The 20,890-nt window shown below is 71.5% G+C and carries 16 protein-coding genes; 12 read left to right on the top strand and 4 right to left on the bottom strand.

Annotated elements, in window-relative coordinates; all coding sequences use genetic code 11:
- The first annotated feature begins 311 nt into the window (after positions 1-311).
- From E4U91_RS32610 to E4U91_RS32570, 9 genes are all read left to right on the top strand, one after another.
- Complete coding sequence (locus E4U91_RS32610) at positions 312-4,145, top strand: non-ribosomal peptide synthetase (protein WP_137310139.1); 3,834 nt, start codon at positions 312-314, stop codon at positions 4,143-4,145.
- A complete protein-coding gene (locus tag E4U91_RS32605) occupies positions 4,142-5,437 on the top strand; it encodes an ATP-grasp domain-containing protein (protein ID WP_137310138.1) in 1,296 nt (431 codons plus the stop codon). The genes E4U91_RS32610 and E4U91_RS32605 overlap by 4 nt, the downstream gene beginning before the upstream one ends.
- On the top strand, positions 5,434-6,381 hold the full coding sequence (locus E4U91_RS32600) for a peptidase (protein ID WP_137310137.1): 948 nt from the start codon (positions 5,434-5,436) through the stop codon (positions 6,379-6,381). Before E4U91_RS32605 ends, E4U91_RS32600 begins: the two co-directional genes overlap by 4 nt.
- A 2-nt stretch (positions 6,382-6,383) precedes the next feature.
- On the top strand, positions 6,384-8,177 hold the full coding sequence (asnB, locus tag E4U91_RS32595) for an asparagine synthase (glutamine-hydrolyzing) (RefSeq protein ID WP_137310136.1): 1,794 nt from the start codon (positions 6,384-6,386) through the stop codon (positions 8,175-8,177).
- Positions 8,178-8,204: 27 nt separating this feature from the next.
- On the top strand, positions 8,205-9,038 hold the full coding sequence (locus E4U91_RS32590; protein ID WP_137310135.1) for a hypothetical protein: 834 nt from the start codon (positions 8,205-8,207) through the stop codon (positions 9,036-9,038).
- Positions 9,039-9,048: 10 nt separating this feature from the next.
- A complete protein-coding gene (locus tag E4U91_RS32585; RefSeq protein WP_137310134.1) occupies positions 9,049-9,933 on the top strand; it encodes an aminotransferase class IV in 885 nt (294 codons plus the stop codon).
- Between the two features lie 46 nt (positions 9,934-9,979).
- Positions 9,980-10,927 carry an AEC family transporter gene (locus E4U91_RS32580; RefSeq protein WP_137310133.1) on the top strand — a complete coding sequence of 316 codons (948 nt, stop codon included), beginning with the start codon at positions 9,980-9,982 and terminating at the stop codon, positions 10,925-10,927.
- Between the two features lie 53 nt (positions 10,928-10,980).
- A complete protein-coding gene (locus E4U91_RS32575) occupies positions 10,981-11,952 on the top strand; it encodes a TauD/TfdA dioxygenase family protein (RefSeq protein ID WP_137310132.1) in 972 nt (323 codons plus the stop codon).
- 222 nt (positions 11,953-12,174) lie between these two features.
- A complete protein-coding gene (locus tag E4U91_RS32570; protein ID WP_137310131.1) occupies positions 12,175-12,444 on the top strand; it encodes a M23 family metallopeptidase in 270 nt (89 codons plus the stop codon).
- A 108-nt stretch (positions 12,445-12,552) separates the two neighbouring features.
- Here the strand turns inward: E4U91_RS32570 and E4U91_RS32565 are convergent, their stop codons facing one another.
- The 3 genes from E4U91_RS32565 to E4U91_RS32555 form a co-directional block, all read right to left on the bottom strand.
- Positions 12,553-13,644: a helix-turn-helix transcriptional regulator gene (locus E4U91_RS32565; protein ID WP_137310130.1), complete on the bottom strand. Its 1,092-nt coding sequence runs from the start codon at positions 13,642-13,644 to the stop codon at positions 12,553-12,555.
- Between the two features lie 148 nt (positions 13,645-13,792).
- On the bottom strand, positions 13,793-15,265 hold the full coding sequence (locus tag E4U91_RS32560; RefSeq protein WP_241678759.1) for a hypothetical protein: 1,473 nt from the start codon (positions 15,263-15,265) through the stop codon (positions 13,793-13,795).
- Between the two features lie 320 nt (positions 15,266-15,585).
- A complete protein-coding gene (locus E4U91_RS32555; protein ID WP_137310129.1) occupies positions 15,586-16,791 on the bottom strand; it encodes an MFS transporter in 1,206 nt (401 codons plus the stop codon).
- Between the two features lie 54 nt (positions 16,792-16,845).
- On the opposite strand from E4U91_RS32555, the gene E4U91_RS32550 reads away from it, so the two are divergent.
- From E4U91_RS32550 to E4U91_RS32540, 3 genes are all read left to right on the top strand, one after another.
- On the top strand, positions 16,846-17,673 hold the full coding sequence (locus tag E4U91_RS32550) for an AraC family transcriptional regulator (RefSeq protein ID WP_137310128.1): 828 nt from the start codon (positions 16,846-16,848) through the stop codon (positions 17,671-17,673).
- A gap of 23 nt (positions 17,674-17,696) precedes the next feature.
- Positions 17,697-18,230: a hypothetical protein gene (locus E4U91_RS32545; protein ID WP_338326695.1), complete on the top strand. Its 534-nt coding sequence runs from the start codon at positions 17,697-17,699 to the stop codon at positions 18,228-18,230.
- A gap of 116 nt (positions 18,231-18,346) precedes the next feature.
- Positions 18,347-19,627: a cation:proton antiporter gene (locus tag E4U91_RS32540; protein WP_137310127.1), complete on the top strand. Its 1,281-nt coding sequence runs from the start codon at positions 18,347-18,349 to the stop codon at positions 19,625-19,627.
- Here E4U91_RS32540 and E4U91_RS32535 read toward each other — a convergent pair.
- Positions 19,526-20,878 carry an MFS transporter gene (locus tag E4U91_RS32535; protein ID WP_137310126.1) on the bottom strand — a complete coding sequence of 451 codons (1,353 nt, stop codon included), beginning with the start codon at positions 20,876-20,878 and terminating at the stop codon, positions 19,526-19,528. The genes E4U91_RS32540 and E4U91_RS32535 overlap by 102 nt on opposite strands.
- Between the last annotated feature and the right edge of the window lie 12 nt (positions 20,879-20,890).

The raw sequence follows: 20,890 nt of genomic DNA, 5'->3' as shown, positions 1-20,890 counted from the left end.
GACGCTCGGCCGGCGCGTGCGTCGGCGATCCGAGGAAAAGTCTTTCCATATTCAACAGCTCGGGCCGGGCGCCTTCGCACCGGTCCGCGAAGAAATCTGCCGCCGTGGCGTGGAAACGCCATGCCCTCGTCGCCGGAATTCCGTTGCGTCGATCTTCCTGTACGACGCGACGGACGTGGCGACGAATCCCCCTGAAAAAGCGCTTTTCTCCAATGCAAGTGCAATACTTCGGCGTCCCGAAAACAGGACCGCTCCACCATGGAAAACGCCGAGTTCGCCCGTTTTTCGAATGTGACGTAAGGAAAAGGCTCATGGTGGACACACCTGCCGCCTCGTCCACCGTGATCTCGCCGGATGAGGCCCCCGCCCTGCACCTCCCCCTCCGGGACGGCGCCCGTCGGGCGGCACGAACGCAGCCGCCGACGACGTACACGTGGACCTGCGACCACCCCGAAGACCTCGCCGCACTCGCCGACCGGGGCGGCGTCCAGGTCCCGGATCTCCTGCACGCGGCGTTCACGGTGCTCCTGCACCGCCACAGCGGCCAGGACGACTTCGTGTCGGCGCGGGCGGGCGGGACGGACGGCGCACCCCTGGACCGCCCCGTGGGCGTACGGACGTCGCTCACGCCGGACGCCACGCTGTGCTCCCTGGCAGCCGCCTGGGCGGCCGGGTACCGGGCCGCGGCCGCCGACGGCGTCCCCGCGCCCACCGGGTCCGGCAGCGGTCTGCACGTGGGCTGCGTCGACCACGACGGCACCGGCAGCGCACCGGACGGCTTCGCGCTGCTCCTGGAGAGCGTACGAACCGACGCGGACCTGCGCCTCACCCTGCACCACGACAGTCACCTCTTCGCGCCCGAGTTCGTCTCCCGGCTGGCCGCCGGTCTCGACACCCTGCTCCGGGACGCCGTCCGCCGCCCCGATGCCGCGGTGGTCGATCTGAGCGTGCTCTCGGAAGCCGAACTCCGCCACCTCGTCTACGAGGTCAACGACACGGGCTTCCCCTACGTCGACGACATCACCGTGCACGCCCTGGTCGAGGCCCAGGCCGCGCGGACCCCCGGGGCGCCGGCTGTCGAGTGGCGGGGCACAACCCTGACGTACCGTCAACTGGACGCCCAAGCGAACAGATTGGCGCGCGCCCTGGCCGCCGCAGGCGTCGAACCGGGCTCCCGGGTCGGGGTGTCCCTGCCCCGCAGCCATCGCCTGGTCGTGCTGCTCCTCGCCGTCCACAAGGCCGGGTGCGCCTACGTCCCGCTGGATCCTGCCTACCCCGCCGACCGGTTGGGGGCCATCGCCGAGACCGCCGACATGACCACCGTCGTGCACGGCGACACGGTCGCACCCGGCTGGCTCGAGGACACCGGTGCGTCCGCGCTCCCGTTCACGGAGCTGTGGGAGAAGGCGTCCGGCGCGGACGCCGCTCCCCTCGGCCTCGCCGTCCCCGCGACGGCCGCCACCCACCTGATCTACACCTCGGGGTCGACCGGCCGGCCCAAGGGCGTGGTGATCAGCCACCGCAACGTGGCCGCCCTGCTGGCCTGGGCCGGACAGACGTACCACGACGACGAGCTCGCCCGGGTCCTGTTCTCCACCTCGCTCAACTTCGACCTGTCGGTCTACGAGCTGTGGGCACCGCTCACCCGCGGCGGCTGTGTGGTCGTCGTGGACAACGTCCTGTCACTGACCGAGGAGGAGGGGCTGCGCCCCACGCTGATCAACACCGTGCCGAGCGCGGCCAACGTGCTGCTCCAGCGCGCGGCGGTGCCGCCCTCGACCCGGGTGCTCAACGTGGCGGGCGAGCCCCTGTCCAAGGAACTCGTCAACGCCGCCTTCGAGAAGACGGGCATCGCCCGCCTCTTCAATCTGTACGGGCCGTCCGAGGACACCACGTACTCCACCGCCAAGTGCTTCACCGGCCCGACCACCACGGCCCCCACCATCGGTCGGCCGATCCACAACACCGTGGTCTTCCTGCTCGACGCATACGGGCGACTGGTGCCGAGGGGCAGCACCGGTGAACTCCACCTGGGAGGCCACGGCGTGGCCGCCGGCTACATCAACGACCCGGAGCGCACCGCCGCGGCGTTCGTACCCGCCCCCGCCCAGCTCGCCGGGCACACCGACGGGCTGCTCTACCGCACGGGCGACCTGGCCTGCTGGACCGAGGACGGCGAACTGCGCTTCCTGGGCCGCAGGGACCACCAGGTCAAGGTGCGCGGCTTCCGGATCGAACTGGGCGAGATCGAGGCGGTCCTGCGGGAGGTCGTCGGGCTGCGCGACGTCGCCGCGCTCGCCGTGCCCGTCGGCGACGACACCCGGCTGGTGTGCTACGTCGCCCGGGACGGCGGCACGGTGTCGGTCGCGGCGATGACCGAACGGCTGCGCGCCGCACTCCCCCACTACATGCAGCCCGCCAAGATCCTCGTGGAGGACCGGCTGCCCCAGCTGCCCAACGGGAAGGTCGACCGCAAGGCACTGGCCGCGCGGGAGGTGGACTGGGGCCTGCGCACCGTGGCCGATGCCCCGGGCGGTGACCCGGACACGACCACGGTCGCCCGGATCTGGGCCGACCTGCTCGGCATCGCGTCCCCCACCCCGGACCTGGACTTCTTCTCCGTCGGCGGCCACTCCCTGCTGGCCAACCTGCTCGCGGCCCGACTCTCCGACGCGGCGGGCCGCGCGGTCCGGGTGGCCGAGGTGTACGAGCACCGCACCCTCGCCGCCCAGACCGGGCTGCTGTCCCGCAAGCGTGCCCGGACACCTGGCGCACCTGGGACACCCGCGGCCACCGGCACCGCGGACACACTGCGCGAACTGGCGCGGACACTGCGGGAGTCGGGCCTCGGCCACGGGATGCCCGGCGCCGGGATGGCCGTCCACCTCGACGGCACGACCGAGTTCACCTACCACGGCGTGGTGGACGAGCGCACCGGGGACCCCTACGGGGCGCACACCCGTCAGCGGGTCACCTGCCTCACCAAGCCGATGCTCGCCTTCGTCGCCCTGCGCCTGGTCGACCGTGGCGCGGTGGGCCTGGACGAGCCGCTGCGCGCAGTGCTGCCGGAGGCGTTCCGGCGCCGTGACGGCGGTACCGTCGACGTCACCCTGCGCCAACTGCTGTCCCACACCAGCGGGGTGGACGACTCCTACGAGGTCTGGCACGACACCGACCTGCCCGGCCTCGCCGCCTACATCGACTCGCTCAGCGCGTACGGCCAGTTGTTCGAGCCGGGTGAGGTGTTCGCGTACTCCGCGGTCGGCACCTCCATCGTCGCAGCGCTCATCGAGAAGCTGCTCGGCATCCCCTGGCGCCGCGCCGTCAACGAGCTGCTGCTCGGCCCGCTCGGCATACGGGAGATCCCCGAGACCCTCGTCGAACACGGCCACTACGGGGGCGCCGTCTCGGACGGCTTCCTGTGGGACGAGGGCGCCAAGCGCTACCTGCGCCACGAGCCGCCCCGGCAGACGATCGCCGACGACGCCGCCGGCTCGTTCTCGGTCTGCCTCACCGTCGAGGACGTGGCGCGGATCGCCGCGCTCGCCCTGAACGACGGGGTGACCGGCGACGGCGAACGGCTGCTGTCGGCCGCGCTCGCCCAGGAGATGCGCACCCCGCAGATCCCCGTCCCGGGCCACCACTTCATGCACGCCTGGGGGCTGGGCTGGCTGATGTTCGGACCGACCGCCTTCGGCTTCAACTCCAACGGCAGCGGCCACCACAACTTCGTCCAGATCTTTCCCGAGACCGGGTCCTTCCTGGTGCTGCTCGCCAACGCCTACCCGGCATTCGGCCTCTACGAGGACCTCCTGCGCGTACTCACCGGGGACGGACTGATCCGCACCGGGCGGCCGTTCACCATGGCCCTCGCGGACTGCGTGGGCACGTACGCCTCCGACGGCTACCTGCTGAGGGTCGCGCCCGGCCGGGAGCACCTGCGCTACGCCTACTCCGAGCGACAGCCCGACGGAGCCTGGCGGCAGCTGGACGAGGGCGACCTCATCCTGTCCGGCGCCGGCGGGTTCAGCTCCATGTCGGAGAAGAACGTCCTGGCCGGCTCCATCTCCTTCATCCCGGCGCCCGGCACCGACAGCCCGGCGTACGTCCGCATCGGGCAGCGCTTCGCGAGGAGGACGGCATGACGAGGACAGCCACACACCGGGACGACGCACACGCCCCGAAGCACGTGGTGTTCGTGACCTGGAAGGCCGGCAACGCCCCGGCGTTCGAGGCGGCCAAGCGGCTCGGTCACCACGTCACCCTCATCCGCTCCCTGCGGATGGAGCAGTCGCAGAACATCGACTTCGAGTCCTCGCCCTACGCCAAGTACGTCGACCGGGTGCACGTCCTCCAGGACGCGACCGACATCGGGGCGCTGCGCCGCCGCATCCACGCCGTCCACGCGGAGCGGCCCGTCGACGGCTTCGTCGCCACCGTCGACGCGCTCGTCGTGCCGGTCGCGACGATCGCGGCGGAGATCGGCGTGCCCTTCACCGACGCGCGCGCCGCCGAGGCGGCCAAACAGAAGGACCGCTGCCGTGACATCCTGGCGGCGGCGGGTCTGGACAGCACCCGGCACGCGGTCGTCTCGGGCTTCGACGAGGCCGCCGCGTTCGCCGCCCGCACCGGCTACCCCGTCGTCGTCAAACCCGCCCGCGGGTCGGGCAGCGAGGGTGCCCACGTCGTGGCGGACCCCGAGCAACTGCGGGCGGTCCTCGCCGGGGAACCGGCCGGCGGCGCCTACCGGACGGGCATCCTGGTCGAGGAGTACCTGAGCGGGCGCTTCGTCTCCGCCGAGATCGGGCTGGCCCACGGCAGGTTCCTGCGCCTCGCGGTCAGCGAGCGCTCCACGTGGGACCGCCACGAGGCACTGGAGACGGGGACCACCATCCCCGCCGGCATCACTCCCCTCGAACACGACCGCGTCATGGAGTTCGCCGAAGCGGTCGTCGGCGCGATGGGCCTCGGGCTGGGCATCTTCCACGTGGAGATCATGATCGGGGCCGACGGCCGACCGCGGCTGATCGAACTCAACCCGAGGATCATGGGCTCCTGTCTGCCCAACCTGTTCCGGCTCGCCGGTGGCGGCGACATCTTCGAACTGCTCGTCCGCATCCATCTCGACGAGCACGTCGAGCGCGGCCCCACGGAGTTCACCCGCTACGCCACGGTCCGGTGGTTCGGTGCCGTGGACGCCGTGCCCCGGCCGCGGCAGGTGCCCAACCTCGGCTGGGCCGCGGCCGAGTACGGCGCCGACCTGCACGCCCTCACCGTCCGGTTCCCCGACGGCGACACGATCGAGCCCTGCCGCGGCAACCTCGGCAACTTCGGGGAGGTGCAGGTCGTGCACGCCGACCGCGCGACCTCGATACGGATCGCCGAGGACATCGTCCGGCGCACGGCCGAACTGCTCGGCATGGAGGTCACGCGATGATGCCCCCGACCGCTTTCTACGAGCAGACGCGCACGCAGCTCGCCCGGCTCGGGCTCCCCGACGGGGACGCGCACGGCTCCGCGTGCTCACGCGGGGCGTTCGCCGACGGCGGCCACTACCGGATCGAGGTGCCCACGGTGAACTCCGTGCGGGCCGCCGAGACCCTGCTCGCCGAGAGCCGCCGCCGCGGCTTCACCATCAACCGCATCACCGAGACGCGCGGCATGTACCGGCACACCGCCCGGGCGATCAGCGAGTACGTCGCCCTCGGCGAGGAGTACGGCGCCCAGATCCTGATGTCCGTCGGCCCGCGTGCCGGGTACGACATCGGCGCCAGCGTGCAGACGCAGGAGGGCGCGCGGATCGGCTACCGGCTGCGCGGCCAGGAGCAGATCGTGCGTGCCGTCGAGGACGTCAAGCGCGGCATCGACCTCGGGGTGCGCGGGTTCGTCGTCTACGACGAAGGGCTGCTGTGGGTGCTGGGCCGGCTGCGCAACGCCGGTGACCTGCCCGTGGACGTCCACCTGAAGGTCTCCGCCCACTGCGGCCAGGGCAATCCGGCGGCCGCGCAGATGCTGGAGATGCTCGGCGCGAACAGCTTCAACCCCGTGCGTGACCTCACCCTGCCGATGATCGGCGCGCTGCGCCAGGCCGTGGCCATCCCGCTCGACTGCCACGTGGACAATCCCCGCACGTCCGGTGGTTTCGTTCGCACCTACGAGGCGCCCGACATCGTCCGGGTCGCCGCGCCCGTCTACCTCAAGACCGGCAACAGCGCACTCGACGGCCACGGCACCAACCCCACCCCGGCCCAGCTCGAGGAGATCCTCCAGCAGGTCGAGATCGTCACCGAGTTCCTCGGCCGGCACTACCCGGCCGCACGGCAGAGCGCGGCGGACTGCGCCCGGGAACCCGTCGGTGCCCTCACGCGGACGGAGGCCTGACCGTGTGCCGCATCTACGGCTCCTTCGGCGGGGCGACGATCAACCCGCAGGTGTGGGACGACGTCGCGGGCATGATGCGCGAGGGCGGACCCGACGAGATGGGCCGCCGCTGCGGTGACGGCTGGACGCTGGGCAACAACCGGCTCGCCATCCAGGGCGTCCCCGACGGCCACCAGCCCTTCGAACGTCCGGGCCTGTCCTGCGTCTTCAACGGCGAGATCTACAACCACCGGGCGCTGCGCGCGGAGTTGACCACCCGGGGCTACTCCTTCACCGGCGACTGCGACGGTGACGTCCTGCTGCCGCTGTACGAGGTCTACGGGGACGCCTTCGTCGGCCGGCTGGAGGGCATGTTCGCCGTCGCGGTGGTCGACCGCCGCGAGGAGCCGTGCCTGAAGTTGTTCACGGACCACGCCGGCATGAAGTCGCTCTACTACTACCTCTCCGGCAGCGGCAGCCGACTGTGCTTCGCCTCCGAGCTGCGGGCGCTCAGCCGACTGCCGGACTTCCCGGACACGATCGACCCGCTCGCCGTGGACCGGTACCTCGGCGGCCGGGCGATCTGGGGCCCGGGCACCGTCCACACCCGGGTCCGCACCCTGAAACCGGGGTCGGTGCTGCGCTTCGCGGACGGGCGCCTCACGGTCGGCCAGACGCCCCTGGCCGAGGACCCCGTCGGACGGCCCGACGGGGAGCCGACCGTCGCCGCGGCGGCGGCCCGGCTCGACGAGATCCTCCGGGACGAGATGAGCCGCATGCTCGACGCGGACGTCCCGGTGTGCGTCATCACCAGTGGCGGTCTCGATTCCAGCTACACCACCGCGCTCGCCGCGGACCTGGTACCCGACCTCGCCTCCTTCAACATCGCCTACCAGGGTGAATGGCCCTCGGACGAACGGCACTTCGCCGAGGAGGTCGCCCGGCACTGCGGGACCCGGCACCACCAGGTCCTGCTCGACCCGGCCACGTTCCCCGCCCTGGTCGAGCGGTACGTCCGCCACCTCGACCAGCCCAACAACGCCCCGCACAGCCTCAGCACCTTCGCCCTGTTCGAGGCCGTGCACCAGGCCGGCTTCAAGGTCGCGCTGACCGGCGACGGCGCCGACGAACTCTTCGCCGGGTACGCCCGGTTCAGCAAGGCCGCCCAGGACGGCTCCCTCACCTGGCACCGCGCCTACCAGGACGCCATGGCCGCCGTGCACCGCACGGCCCTGGAGCGTCTGTACACCCCCGAGTACCTCCGGCTCGTCCAGGAGGCCGGCGGGTTCTTCGGCGACGGCATCGGCGACGACCTCGACGAGCGGGTGCGGTCCGGGCAGCACGGCAAGCTGGAGACGCTGCTGCGGTACGACCAGGTCGAGCGGTTCCCGTACTACATCCTGCGCCGGGTCGACCATCTCGGCATGGCCCACTCGGTGGAGGCCCGCATCCCGTTCCTCCAGCCGTCCGTGGTCCGGCTGGCCCACTCGCTGCCGGCCCACGTCAAGGTGGCCGACGGCGTCGTGAAGGCGCCCGTCGCCGAGGCCGCACGCCGCTGGGTGCCGCGCAGCGTCGTCGAGCGTCCCAAACAGCCCTTCACCCTGCCCATCACGGCCATGATCAAGCCAGGGGAGGCGCTGTACGGCATGATCGGCGACCTCCTCCTCGCGCCCGGCGCCCGCTGCCACGACTACGTCCGCACGCGCGCCGTCCGGGACTTGTTCCGTACCCAGACCGAGACGCCGACGGCGGACGCCGCCGAGACCCTCTGGTCGCTCCTGGTGCTGGAGACCTGGCTCTCCGCACGCGTTTCCTGACCACTCCACCCCAGAGAAGAGGCACCTGTGACCGACACCCGCGAAGGCGCGCCCGCGATCACCTCGCTGCTGGCCGGCGTCACCAAGGACGACATCCGCCGCGACCCGTTCCCGCACATCGTGATCCGCGACGCCCTGCCGGCGGAGCTGTACGACGCGCTGGCGAAGTCCATGCCGACGGCCGAGTACATAGGCGAGCGGATCGGCAAGCCGATCACCTCCAACGAGCGCTACAACTACATGTCCGAGGCGGTCCTGGGGGACGACACCATGGCGCAGGTCTGGAAGGACTTCGTCACCCGTCACGCGTCGCCGGCGTTCTACGAGGAGTTCCTCGACCTCTTCCAGGAGGACCTGCTCGCCAACCTGCCGGACGCCGAGCAGGGCATCGGGCGCCCGCTGCGCCAGCTGCGGGTGGGGCGGCGCAACCGGGACACCTTCGAGACGCACGACATCCTCATGGACTGCACCGCCGTCATCAACTCGGCGGTGACCGGCAGGCCGTCGTCGTACCGGGGTCCGCACGTCGACAAGCCGTACAAGCTGTTCGGCGGACTGTTCTACATGCGGCTGCCCGAGGACGACGCCACCGGCGGTGACCTGGTGCTGTACCGGTACCGCGCCGGGGCCCACAAGTTCCACACCAGCGAGTCCGAGTACGGGGACAACCGTTTCGACATCGACCCGAAGTACGTCGAGGAGGTCACCACCGTGCCGTACGAGAGCAACACGCTGGTGATGTACCCGATCAACCCCCTGGCGCTGCACGGCGTGTCGGTGCGCGCCGTCACCCCGCACCAGCGGCGTTTCGTCGCTCTCGTGGGCGACCTGCAGAACCCGCTGTTCGACCTGGCGCTCTGAGGGGGCCGCGGTGATCCCCTTCGACCAGCGGACCGGGACGATCTGGTACGACGGCGCAGCGGTCGACTGGCCCGACGCCACCCTGCACGTCCTCAGCCACGGCCTGCACTACGCCTCCAGCGTGTTCGAGGGCCTCCGCGTCTACGGCGGGGTCCCGTTCATGCTGGCCGAGCACGTCGCACGGCTGCGTGCGTCGGCCCGCATCCTGGACTTCGACCTCGAGTACGACGACGAGACCCTGCGCGCCGCCACGCTCGACGTGGTGCGGCAGGCCCGGATCACCGAGGGCTATGTCCGGATGAACGCCTGGCGCGGGTCGGAGGTCATCCAGACCGCGGCCCTGAAGACGTCCGTGCACACCTCGATCGCCGCGTGGGAACTGCCCAGCGGCTACTACGCGGCGGCGGACGCCGTGCAGAAGGGCATAGCCCTGACCATCGGGCGTTACCGCAGGCCGTCGCCGGAGTCGGCGCCCGTGAAGAGCAAGGCGGCCGGCAACTACATGATCGGCACGGTGTGCAAGAACGAGGCACTGCGGGCCGGTTTCGACGACGCCCTGCTCCTCGACGACCGCGGCAACTTCGTCGAGGCGACCGGCGCCCACCTGTTCTTCACCAAGGACGGCGCCCTGCACACGCCGACGACCCGGTGCACGATCGACGGCATCACCCGGGCCTGTGTGCTGGCGCTGGCCGAGCGGGAGGGCATCGCCTGCACGGAGGGCGACCTGGCGCCCGCGTTCGCGGGCGAGGCGGACGGCGCGTTCGTCTGCGGCACGGCCTGCGAGATCCTGCCCGTGTCGCGGATCGGCGAACACCGTTACGACGTCGGCGGCAACCGCGTCGTCCGGACAATGATCAGCGGTTACCGGCGCCTCGTCATGAGCGCGCCGTAGGGAACGAGGCCCCCTCCACGGGCGCCATGACAGCAAGGGCACATGCATGGGAGCGGTTGAGGCGCTGGAGAAGCTCGCGCCGGTGATTCTTGCCTTCGGCTGCGGGGTCGTCCTCGCGAGACGGAAGGTGGTGCCGGCCGAGAGCTCCAAGGTCTTCGCGGACTACGCCTTCCTCTTCGCGGTCCCGTGCTACCTGTTCGGCAACATCTACTCCAGCGACCTCGGCGCCCTGTTCAACTGGCGGGCGATCACCGGGTACGCGACCGCGGCAGGTGTCGCGGTGGTCCTCGTCGGCGCGCTGGCGTGGGCCTGCGGCATCCGCGAGCCGCGCGGCATCGCGCTGCGCGTCATGGCGGCCGTCCAGGTGAACACGGCTTATTTCGCCGTCCCCGTGTTCATCATGCTGTTCGGGAACGCGGCACCGATCTTCCCCGTGCTCCTCTTCCAGGTGTGCGTGCTGTCCCTCGTGGTCATCGCGGTGATGGAACTGGGGCGGGCGGACCGCACCCGCAGCCGGAGCCGGCAGCTCGGAGCGGCCGTGGGTGCCTCCCTGCTGACGCCCCTGGTCATCGCCTGCAACGCGGGCATCCTGCTCAACCTGCTGTCCGTGCCCCTGCCGCACGCCGTCCTCGACAGCTTCGCCTTCGTCGGCGACAGCGCCTCCCCGGTGGCGCTGTTCGCCCTCGGACTGCACCTGGGCGGGGCGGGGCTGTCCGTACGGGGCACCACCCTGGAGGAGGCGGCCCTCATCGCCTTCAAGTGCGTGGTCTTCCCCCTGCTGGCGTTCGCCGTGGCCCGCTACGGCTTCGGGGTGCGCGGCGACTGGCTGCGCTACCTGGTCCTGATCGCGGCGATGCCGGCCCCGCAGAACCTGTTCATCTTCGCCCAGCGCTACGACGTGGGCATCGACATGTCCGCCGCCCTCGTGATCAAGAGCTCGGTCGCGGCACTGGTCCTGCTGCCCCTGCTCCTGCAGTGGGCGCACCGGGCCTGACCGCCCTCCGCCACACCCGTCAAGCACCTCACCGACCCTCGAAAGGCACCGGCATGCCCACAACCCTCCACCCCCCGCAGAGCGGCAGGCTCACCGTCCGACGGGTGGCCGGCCGGATCGGGGCCGAGATCTCCGGCGTCGACCTCCGTGCGGAACAGGACGACGCCACCGTGGCGGAGATCCGCCGGGCCGTCCTGACCCACCGGGTGGTCTTCTTCCGCGGTCAGGACATCGACCACGCCCAGCACATCGCCTTCGGCCGCCGCTTCGGCGCACTCACCCGCCGCCCCGGCACGAAGCACGGCGTCCATCCCGAGGGCCACCCCGAGATCCTCACCGTCGACCCCAGGGCCGACACCGAGCGCTACGGCGCCGACTTCGAGGAGGCGTACCGCCGCAAGTGGGTCTCCCCGATCGCCGGCTGGCACAGTGACCTCACCCAGGCCGTCAACCCGCCCGACCTGTCCATCCTGCGGGCGGAGCGGACGCCGGAGTTCGGCGGCGACACCCAGTGGACCAACACGGTCGCCGCCTACGAGGGACTGTCCCCCGCCCTGCGGGAGTTCGTCGACGGGCTCACCGCGGAACACGCCTTCTTCTCGGCGGTGCACCTGCGTCATTCGGACGAGCGGGACCGCGGCATCCTCCGGATGTACTGCGACGACCCGCAGGTCGCGGTCCACCCCGTCGTGCGGGTCCACCCGGAGACCGGCGAGCGGGCCCTCTTCGTGAGCCCCGGGTCGACCACCCGCATCACGGGCTTCTCCGAGCTGGAGAGCCGGCACCTCCTGGAGTTGCTGTTCCAGCACCTGACGAGCGCCGAGTACACCGTCCGCTTCCGCTGGGAGCCCGGCGACATCGCCTTCTGGGACAACCGCAGCACCTGCCACTTCGCCCCCACCGACTTCGCCCACCTCGACGTCGACCGCGTGATGCACCGCGTCACCGTGCTCGGCGAACCCGCCCAGGGCCCCGACGGGTTCGTCTCCCGACTCGTCGCGGGGGAACCCCTCCAGGCCTGGTAGCCGACCGGACGCGCTGCCCGCCCCTTCCGCCCCGCCCCTTCGACGGGTCCGAGGTGGCCGCCAACGGATCCCTTCACACCGTGGCTTGGGCGCATCTTTCTCGGCGGCCGGCTCGTGAGCCGGCCGGTGTCGCGCGCTGTCGTTCCGGAACGTTCCGGATGCCGCGGTGCGCGTCACCACGGCTAGCTTCGGGGTCGTCCCCGCACCGAACCCCGGAGAGGAATGCCGTGCGTCTGTGTCAACGCGCCGGACTCGTCACGGCGGGCGCCGTGCCCTGGGCACGCCCTCTACGCCGTCGGCGCGGGCGAGGTCATCGCCTCCGGGCCCGCCAGCGGGTACGGGCAGTGGATCAGGATCCTGCACGACGACGGCACGGTGACCGAGTACGGCCACATGTACCAGCGGGACGTCACCGTCGGCCAGTACGTGCAGGCACCCACGTCCGTCTCCGCCCTCACCTGCACCGCTGGGCCGACAACACCCTCGAGCTGAAGAACCAGGCGACGGCGCGCTGCATCGACGACAGCAACCTCGGCTTCCGCACCCTCGGCTGCAACGCCGGGCAGTTCCAGAGCTGGTTCTGACCGTCCGGCCGCGCCGTCAGAGGTAGTGGCGGGCGAAGACGCCGGCCACCAGCTCGCGCCGGCTGTGCAGGCCGGTCTTGTCGAACACCGACTTGAGGTGGTCCTGGACCGTGTGCGGGGACAGCCCGGCGCGGCGGGCGATGTCGGCGGTGGAGTGCCCGCGCAGCACCAGCCCGGTGATGTCCTTCTCCCGCGGTGTCAGTCCGTAGGCCGCGGCGATCAGCCCGAAGTGCTCGCCGGAGCCCGCCTCCTCGACGACCACGGCGGTGCGGGCCCCCGTCGTGTCGGAGCGGCCGAGACGCCAGGCGTGCAACCGCACGCAGCCGTGGGCACGGCTGTGCATCCAGGACGTGTGGGTCCCGGGCGCGCCGGGCGTCCGGACCGCGGCCGCCACGGCGTAGACGGCGGGAGGCAACCGGTCATCCGCGGACGGGCTCGCGGCGTCGGCAGGTTCGTCGGCCAGGCCCTCGAACCACATGTCCACGGTGGGGGTGCGGTGCACCACCCGGTACTCCCCGTCCAGCAGCACCAGACCCGGCGCCGCCGCCGACGCGCCCGCCTCGGCGAGCCGGGTCAGGTGCAGCCGGCGCAGTACGGAGCCGAGCGGCCGGGCGAGCGAGGCCGCCACCGCCAGGTCGGACGGGGCGAACGCGGGAGCGTCCTGCGCACGCCCCATGATCAGCGCGCCCCATGCCCCGTGCCGGTCACGCAGCAGCACCCGCAGTTCGTCCCGGAACCCCAGTGGCCGCATGATGTCCCGGTAGCGCGGGCTGCGTTCAAGGCGGCCGCCCGTCTCGCGGCTCAGCAGGCCCACGGGCGTCGCCCTGGTCGCCAGCTCGGACAGGTCGTTGGCGTCGCCCTCCCGGTACTCGATGTCCAGCATGCGCGGCATCATGGACGGCGGCAGTGCGTCGCGGTAGTCACCGCCGGTGTTCATCAGGGTCTGCGGGTCCACGGTCACACCGGCGCAGATGTCGAACCGCAGCGCCGGACGCGTGTCCCGTTTGACCTTCTCGAAGAACTCCTCCACGGTCCGCGCGGACCGCGCCGCCCGTAACGCCGCGTCCGTGACCCGATCCGCGCGTACGTCTCCCCCGTTGCGCTTCATGGCCTCAGGCTAGCGCCCGGTGCCGTCGCCGGGCGCTGTTCGCGCAGGTGGGAGCCATGGCTCCGGTTGCCGCGCCGGAAGGAACCGCGGACGGCTCCGCGCGCCGGCCGTCCAAGGCCCCGGCCACGGCGCCGTCTTGCGAGGGCGCTCAGGGCGCGATGCCCACCATGGGCAGGCGGCTCCACTCCTTCTCCTGCCGTGCCGTCAGGGCGGGCCAGTCCAGGCCGCCGGGGCGGGCGTTCACCCGGGTCGCGTAGGACTGGGGGACGTAGGACGGACGGTAGAGGCAGCCCGTGCCGTAGCGGGCGTCGAAGGCGGGGCAGGAGGCCGCGACCGAGGCCGCGGTGGGCTTCTTGCCGCTGCGCACCCATGTGTCGAGGGCCGAGATGGAGTTGGCGTACTCGGACGTGCTCAGCCCGCTGTGCTCGTGCTCGTCGGTGAAGGTCTGCACGAGGTACTTGTCGCGCTGGGCACCGTGCAGGGTCGCGCGGTAGGCGGCCTCGTGCTCCACGAACGCCGTCGGGTCGTCGATCGCGTGGAGCGTGAGGACCGGGATCGAGACCTTGCCGGTGAGGTCGCTGTCGTAGGACAGGTCGCGCACCGCGCTCGGGTCCGCCGAGAAGCGCTCGACGCCCGCGTTGAGGGCGGCGTCGTCGTGGGAGCCGGAGTAGACGACTCCCTCGTTGGAGAACGGGTTCCGGTCACCCAGCCGGTTGTGCACCAGGTCCCGGAAGGTGAACGTGGCGAACCTCAGGTGCGCCTCCAGTGTCCGCTCGGGAATCCTCGTGACGGCGAGGATGTCGTCGAGGTTGCGCTGCTGCACCGCGGTGCGCTCCCCGGGCGGCGAGGAGAAGCCGGTGCACTCCTGGAGCCGCGCGCGCAGACCCGCCGTCGTCATCGTCGAGTCCGGGCGCAGCCCCTTCCACAGCGGGTACGGCACTTCGTCCGGCCTCGGGTGGTTGCGGCAGTAGTACTGGTAGACCACGCGCAGGTCCACCCGGTAGTCGTAGCCGCGTGAGCCGCCGCCGAGGACGCCGTTGGTGAGCAGCACCCCGTCGTACGGCCCGTTCTTCTTCGCGCCGTACACCTCGGCGGTCTTGGCGGCGACGTCGCCGCCCCAGGACTGTCCGTGCAGGTAAGTCCTCGTGGGCTGACGGAAGTTCTCCACGAAGATCCGCCGCAGGCCTTCCGTGTCGGCTGCCGCCATCCTCGTTCCGTAACCACCGCGGCGGTACGAGGAACCGGCCCAGGCGTAGCCCTGCTCCACCATGAACGACCACCGCCCGAGATCCCCGACGCTGCGCTCGGGGTCGGACTCCTCGCCGAGGTCCGGCCCACCGTGGGCGTGCACCACCAGGGAACCGTTCCACTCCTTCGGAACGGCGATCGCGTAGTGGGCGCCGTCCGCGCTCCGCCCGGTGTAGCAGGTCGCCGCATCCGCCAGGTCCGCCGGACAGGGCGCGGTCACCGGTACGCCGGCGGCGGTCGGCGTGGAGAACGCGGGAACGGCCAGGGTCGCGAGGAGGGCCAGGGTGAGCCCGCCCGTCACGGACGTACGTCGGCGGACGGCGGGGGCGGACGTGCGATTCCTGGCCCAGGGCATGTTCGACGGCACCCTCATCAGACGTTTCCCTCTTTTCCACCGGACACGACCTTCGCGCGGCGGGCCCGATGCTAGGGGCGGCCGGCAGGCAGCTGAACGCCCCGCGTACTTGAATTCATAATGGTCGCGACGTGCCGTGCCTGGCGTTCCCGGCGAGCGTCGCCGCGGCGGTTCGTGTCGCGTCGCGTGAGAAGGACGTTCGACGACCTCGAAGGGCAGCTGGCCGCCCCGCCCAGCGCCGCGTGTGCGGCCACTGCCCCGGCGCCCACGCTCATCGCGGAGAGCGCGTGGTGAGCGGGGCACAGCGGCCACCGATCGCCACGCCGATCCGGCTGCGATCATGCCGGGCTGGACCGGCTTCCGGTCGGCCGCGCTGCTGGGTCGCGGTGGTCGTCCCACAGCGCCTTGCACACGGCCGGTTCGGGCAGGCTGCGGAACAACAGCCAACTGAGGGCGGGCATCAGGATGAGGGGCGCCAGGGCGGTGCGCAGAGAGGTGGCGTCGGCCACGATGCCGATGACGGGGCTGGTCAGGCTGCCGACGCTGACCATGAGGCCGAGGGTGATGCCGCCGGCCGTTCCCACGCGCGTGGGCAGATAGTCCTGGGCCAGCGTGACCTGCAGTGAGAACGGGACGTAGAGGCCGATCGAGGTGAGCGCCACGAACAGGTAGACCGCCGGGCCTGGTACGAACACCACGCCGGCGACGGCGGCCACCGTGATCAGGTACGACGTGCTCACCACGGTGACCCGGTCCCAGCGGCGCACCAGGCGGCTGCCGACCACGGTGCCGACGGCGCCGCCGAGGTAGAGCACCAGCAGTGCGGCCGTCCCCGATGCCGTTCCGCCGTGCGTCGCATGCCGCACCTGGAAGGCGACGAAGGTGCTCAGCCCGACGAAGGCGACCGATCGGCACACCACTGCCAGCGACAGCCGCACGAACGACGGCCAGTCGTCTCGTCCCGCCGCGGGCTGCGCGCCGCTTCCCGCGCTCGGCGTCCTCTCCAGCGCTCGCAGCACCGGCAGTGTCAGTGCGCTGCCGGCCAGTGCGGGCAGGATCAGCAGCGGAGTGCATCGCAGCCCGCCTGCGGTGGTCACCAGGACGACCAGAAGCGGAGCCACCGCGAAGCCGGCATTGCCACCCAGGGAGAACCACCCCATGGAGCCGTGACTGCCCCTGCCGGCCATGCGCGCGACACGGGCGGACTCCGGGTGGTAGGCGGCGATCCCGAGGCCTGACATCGCCACGCACAGCAAGGTGAGCGGGTACGAGCCGCTGATTCCGCTCAGGGCCACGCCGAGTCCGCCGAGCACGGTGCTCACCGGCAGCAGCCAGGGCACGGGGTGCCGGTCGGTGAGTGCGCCGAAGACGGGCTGTGCCAGCGAGGACAACAGACCAGCGGCGAGCACCACGCCCGAGGCCGCCGCGTAGCTGTAGTGCCGCTCGGCGACGAAGAAGGGGAGCAGAGCCGCTACGGCGCCCTGGTAGACGTCCACGCAGGCGTGTCCGACCGACAGCAGGGCGATCGACGTGTTCCTTCGCATGGCGCCATGATGATCCGCGGTCACCCTGTCGCACTTCCGATAATCTGCCGAGCGATGAAGGTAATCCGCCATGTGTCGGTGGCGCCGACGAGCGCCCGCCGGCTGGCCCCGGGCACGGGCATCGACGCCCATCGGCATGACGACCACCAGATCGTCTTCGCGGGCCGGGGCGTGGTCGCCGTCACCACCCGCGCGGGGTCGTGGACGGCCCTTGCGACCCGGGCGATCTGGATCCCGGCCGGCACCGTGCACTCCCACCAGGCGCACGGCGAGGTCGAGTTGCATCTGATCGGTCTTCCCGCGGACACCAACCCGCTCGGTCTCGACGAGCCCGCCGTGCTGAGAGTCAGCCCGCTGCTGCGGGAGTTGATCCTCGTCTGCACCCGCGAGCAGACGGACGACACCCCGGAACAGCGGCGTCTGCGTGCCGTCCTGTGCGACCAGCTGCGGATCTCGGCCCAGGAGCCGCTGCATGTGCCGACGCCGACCGAGCCGCGCCTCCGAGCGCTGTGCGACATCCTGCACGCCGACCCTGCCGACAACCGCACGCTGGCGGCCCTGGGCAGACAGGTGGGCGCCAGCGATCGCACGCTGTCGCGCCTGTTCAAGGCCGACCTCGGCATGACGTTCCCGCAGTGGCGCACGCAGTTGCGGCTCTCCCACGCCCTGGTGCTGCTGGCCCAGAACACGCCGGTGACGGTGGTGGCACACCTGTGCGGCTGGTCCTCGGCGAGCGCGTTCATCGACGTCTTCCGCCGTGCCTTCGGCCACACGCCCGGCCGCGCCACGGACGTGGTTCAGACGGACGACCGAACCGGTGGCGTTACGCCGACAAGCTCTGCGGCGAACACGCCGCCCCAAGCGCAAGGAGAAGTCAACTGACCCCGCATTCGCTTGAGTTCTACGTGGACGTCGTCACGTCCGGGACGGTGCTGGGCGCCAGGCCGACGGACGGTCCGGACCAGGTCAGCGCGATCCTGGGTTCCGATTTCGCCGAGAACTCCCTCAGTGACCACAGCATGTGGCGCGACTACGGGCTGGTGGAATTCGCCTGGGTCCGGGAATCGCCGGACCACCCCTGGGCGGGACACCACTTCTCCGTGCAGGTGCACCGGCTTTCGTACGGGGGCGGGGGCGGCCGCATCGTCAACAAGGCGATCCGTGAGCGGTACGGCCGCTTCGACCGTCACCTCCGCTCCGACAAGTTGCAGCGGCTGCTGGGGAACCGCGGCGTGTGCCTGGAGGACGTGCCGGACGCCAACGGCCCCGCCTTCAGTCTGCATTGGCAGCCTGCTTCGCAGGTGTCCGTCATGGTCCTCCGGAAACGCGAGCGGGAGCGGACCCGGCGGCGCGGCACCCTCCTCATCGGCGACGTGTGCCGGATCTCTTCGTCGATGACCGCGGAGCAAGTGGTGTGGAACAGGGCGCGCTACGGATGAAGCGGCCGCCACACCCGTTGTCCGATCATGGCACTGCCCATCGGGGGTAGTCGGCCCGGGGCGCCCGGCCGGGCACCCACGGTGGTCCAGGGTGGCGGGAAGGGCGGGTTGTACTGATGACGAGCGCGGACGCGGTCTTCGCGTGGCTGGGGGTCGGCGCGTTGCTCGCCGCCGTACTCCCCCGGGTCCTGTCCGGACGACCGCTGTCGATGCCGTTGGTCTTCCTGCTGTGCGGCATCGCCGTGTACCTGCTGCCCCTGCCGCTGCCCGCGATCGACCCGGTGGACGATCGGGTGGTGGCCGAGCACGTCACCGAGGTCGTGGTCATCATCTCGTTGATGGGTGCGGGGCTGGCGCTGAACCGGCCCGTCGGGTGGCGTCGGTGGGGTGCGACCTGGCGACTGCTGGGTGTCACCATGCCGTTGACGTTCCTGATCACCGCAGCGGTCGCCTGGTGGCTGCTCGACTGGCCACCGGCCGCCGCGCTGCTGCTGGGGGCCGTCCTCGCGCCCACCGACCCGGTGCTCGCCTCGGAAGTACGGGTGGGCGAGCCCACCGACGACGAAGACGACGAGGACGACGTACGGTTCGCCCTGACCAGCGAGGCGGGTCTGAACGACGGGCTGGCGTTCCCGCTGACGTACGCGGCCGTGGGGCTGGCGGCCGCCGCGGGCAGCGGCTGGTCGGCCGAGTGGATCGGTCCCTGGGTGGCGCAGGACCTCGGTTACAGGTGCGCCGTCGGTGTGCTGGTCGGGCTGCTGATGGGCAAGCTGCTCGGCTGGCTGTTCTTCCGGGCGCGCTCGAGGACGCTGCGGCTGTCCCAGCACCGGGAGGGCTTCGTCTCGCTCGGCGCGACCTTCCTGGCCTACGGAGTGACGGAGCTGGCCGGAGGGTACGGCTTCCTGTCCGTCTTCGTCACCGCCTGTGCCATCCGGGCCGCCGAGCGCGCCCACGGCTACCACAACGTCCTGCACGACTTCATGGAGCAGGTGGAGCGCCTGCTGACCGCCGCCGTGCTGTTCCTGCTGGGTGCCTTCATCGCGTCGGGCGGCCTGTCGGCCCTGACGTGGCGGGGCGCGGTCGCCGCCTGCGCGGTGCTGCTGGTGATCAGGCCGCTGGCGGGGTGGGCCGGCCTGCTGCGCAGCCCCCTGGGGAGCCGGGAACGCTGGGTCGTCGCGGCCTTCGGCGTCCGCGGGATCGGCTCCCTGTACTACCTCGCCTACGCCTTGGGCCACCACGGTCTGGCTGTCCCGCAGCGGGAGTTGTGGGCCGTGGTGACGTTCACCGTGCTGGCCTCAGTGGTGCTGCACGGGATCACGGCAGGCCCGGTCATCGCCCGCCTCGACCGGCTTCGGGACGGGGAGCAGCCGCGCGCCGTCGCGGAAGTGCGACGGTGAACCCGGTGCGCAGGGCTCCTGGTCCTTGAGCGCTCCCGCTCCCGCTGCTGCGCCGCGCTGCGGTGCGCTTGCGCGGCCCCGGCCTGCGGGGGTGGCGGCGTGCCGGCGTGCGCCGGTGGCCCAGACGATCAGCGCGCAGGTCGCGAACGCCGCCCCGAGGAGGCTGGAGGCGCCCCAGCCGTGGGAGGAGAAGACGGAGGTGGTGGTGGCTGCGCCGAGGGCAGAGCCGAGGGAGTAGAAGACCATGTAGCCGCCGATGACGCTGCTGGTGCGCTCCGGGTGCGCGGTGGTGAGGACGTGCTGGTTGCTCACGTGCACGACTTGGACCGCGAAGTCGAGCACCACGATGCCGAGGGCGAGCAGCCACAGGGACCAGGACAACTGCGCGGTGGCGGCCCAGGAGACGACGAGCAGCGCCAGGGCGAGGCCGCTGACCGGGAGGGCCGGTCCGGCGTCCGCCCACCGCCCCGCACGTGCGGCGCCCAGGGCGCCGGCGAGTCCGGCGATGCCGAACAGTCCGGTCTGGCTTTCGCTCAGGTGCCAGGGTGCGTCCGCGAGCGCCAGGGAGAGGCCGCTCCACAGGGTGCCGAACGAGGCGAACAGGAAGAACGCGATGAGGCCGCGCGTCAGGAAGAGCCGCTGCCCGAACAGCCCGCTGAGCGAGACGAGGGCCTGTCGGTAGCCGACGGGCGTGCGGGAGCTGCTCTCGGGCGGCAGCGCCCTCAGCACGAGAGCGGCGAGGGCGAGAGCGAGTGCGCCGAGCATGGCGTACATGCTGCGCCAGCCCCAGGCTTGCGCGAGCACGCCGGTGACGAACCGTGCGCCGAGGATGCCGACCACCACGCCGGAGGTCACGACACCGATGGTGCGTCCGCGTTCGGCGGGCGGTGCGGCCGTCGCGGCGTAGGCCACCGTGGTCTGGACGACGACGGCGAACATGCCGGCGAGGGCGAGTCCGGCGAAGGCCGTCCAGGCGGCCGAGGCCGCGGCCGTCACGAACAGGCCCGCCGCGGTGACGGTCAGGTGCACCGCGATCAGCCGGCGCCTGTTGACAACCACGTCGCCGAGCGGCACGAGCAGCACCAGGCCGACCAGGTAGCCGAACTGGCCGGTGGAGACGATCCACCCGGCGTGTCGTGCCGACACACCGAGGCTGTCTCCCATCGACGGCAGCACCGTTTGCGCCGAGTAGACGCTCGCCACCGCGACACCGCACACGGTCGCGAGGAGCAACCGTCGCCAGACGTTCATCGCCGCACTCCA

Origin of the sequence: Streptomyces lasalocidi, from assembly GCF_005280215.1 — a bacterium.
In the GTDB taxonomy this organism is placed as follows: Bacteria; Actinomycetota; Actinomycetes; order Streptomycetales; family Streptomycetaceae; genus Streptomyces; species Streptomyces longwoodensis.
The sequence above is the reverse complement of the archived record's forward strand: the minus strand, read 5'-3'. Positions and strand labels throughout refer to the sequence as shown.

Coding starts and splice junctions, on each gene's coding strand:
- E4U91_RS32560 (WP_241678759.1), bottom strand. CDS start 15,265: ATGAGGGTGCCGTCGAACATGCCCTGGGCCAGGAATCGCACGTCCGCC.
- E4U91_RS32600 (WP_137310137.1), top strand. CDS start 5,434: ATGATGCCCCCGACCGCTTTCTACGAGCAGACGCGCACGCAGCTCGCC.
- E4U91_RS32570 (WP_137310131.1), top strand. CDS start 12,175: ATGCCGTGCGTCTGTGTCAACGCGCCGGACTCGTCACGGCGGGCGCCG.
- E4U91_RS32610 (WP_137310139.1), top strand. CDS start 312: ATGGTGGACACACCTGCCGCCTCGTCCACCGTGATCTCGCCGGATGAG.
- E4U91_RS32555 (WP_137310129.1), bottom strand. CDS start 16,791: ATGCGAAGGAACACGTCGATCGCCCTGCTGTCGGTCGGACACGCCTGC.
- E4U91_RS32540 (WP_137310127.1), top strand. CDS start 18,347: ATGACGAGCGCGGACGCGGTCTTCGCGTGGCTGGGGGTCGGCGCGTTG.
- E4U91_RS32550 (WP_137310128.1), top strand. CDS start 16,846: ATGAAGGTAATCCGCCATGTGTCGGTGGCGCCGACGAGCGCCCGCCGG.
- E4U91_RS32565 (WP_137310130.1), bottom strand. CDS start 13,644: ATGAAGCGCAACGGGGGAGACGTACGCGCGGATCGGGTCACGGACGCG.
- E4U91_RS32605 (WP_137310138.1), top strand. CDS start 4,142: ATGACGAGGACAGCCACACACCGGGACGACGCACACGCCCCGAAGCAC.
- E4U91_RS32535 (WP_137310126.1), bottom strand. CDS start 20,878: ATGAACGTCTGGCGACGGTTGCTCCTCGCGACCGTGTGCGGTGTCGCG.
- E4U91_RS32580 (WP_137310133.1), top strand. CDS start 9,980: ATGGGAGCGGTTGAGGCGCTGGAGAAGCTCGCGCCGGTGATTCTTGCC.
- E4U91_RS32575 (WP_137310132.1), top strand. CDS start 10,981: ATGCCCACAACCCTCCACCCCCCGCAGAGCGGCAGGCTCACCGTCCGA.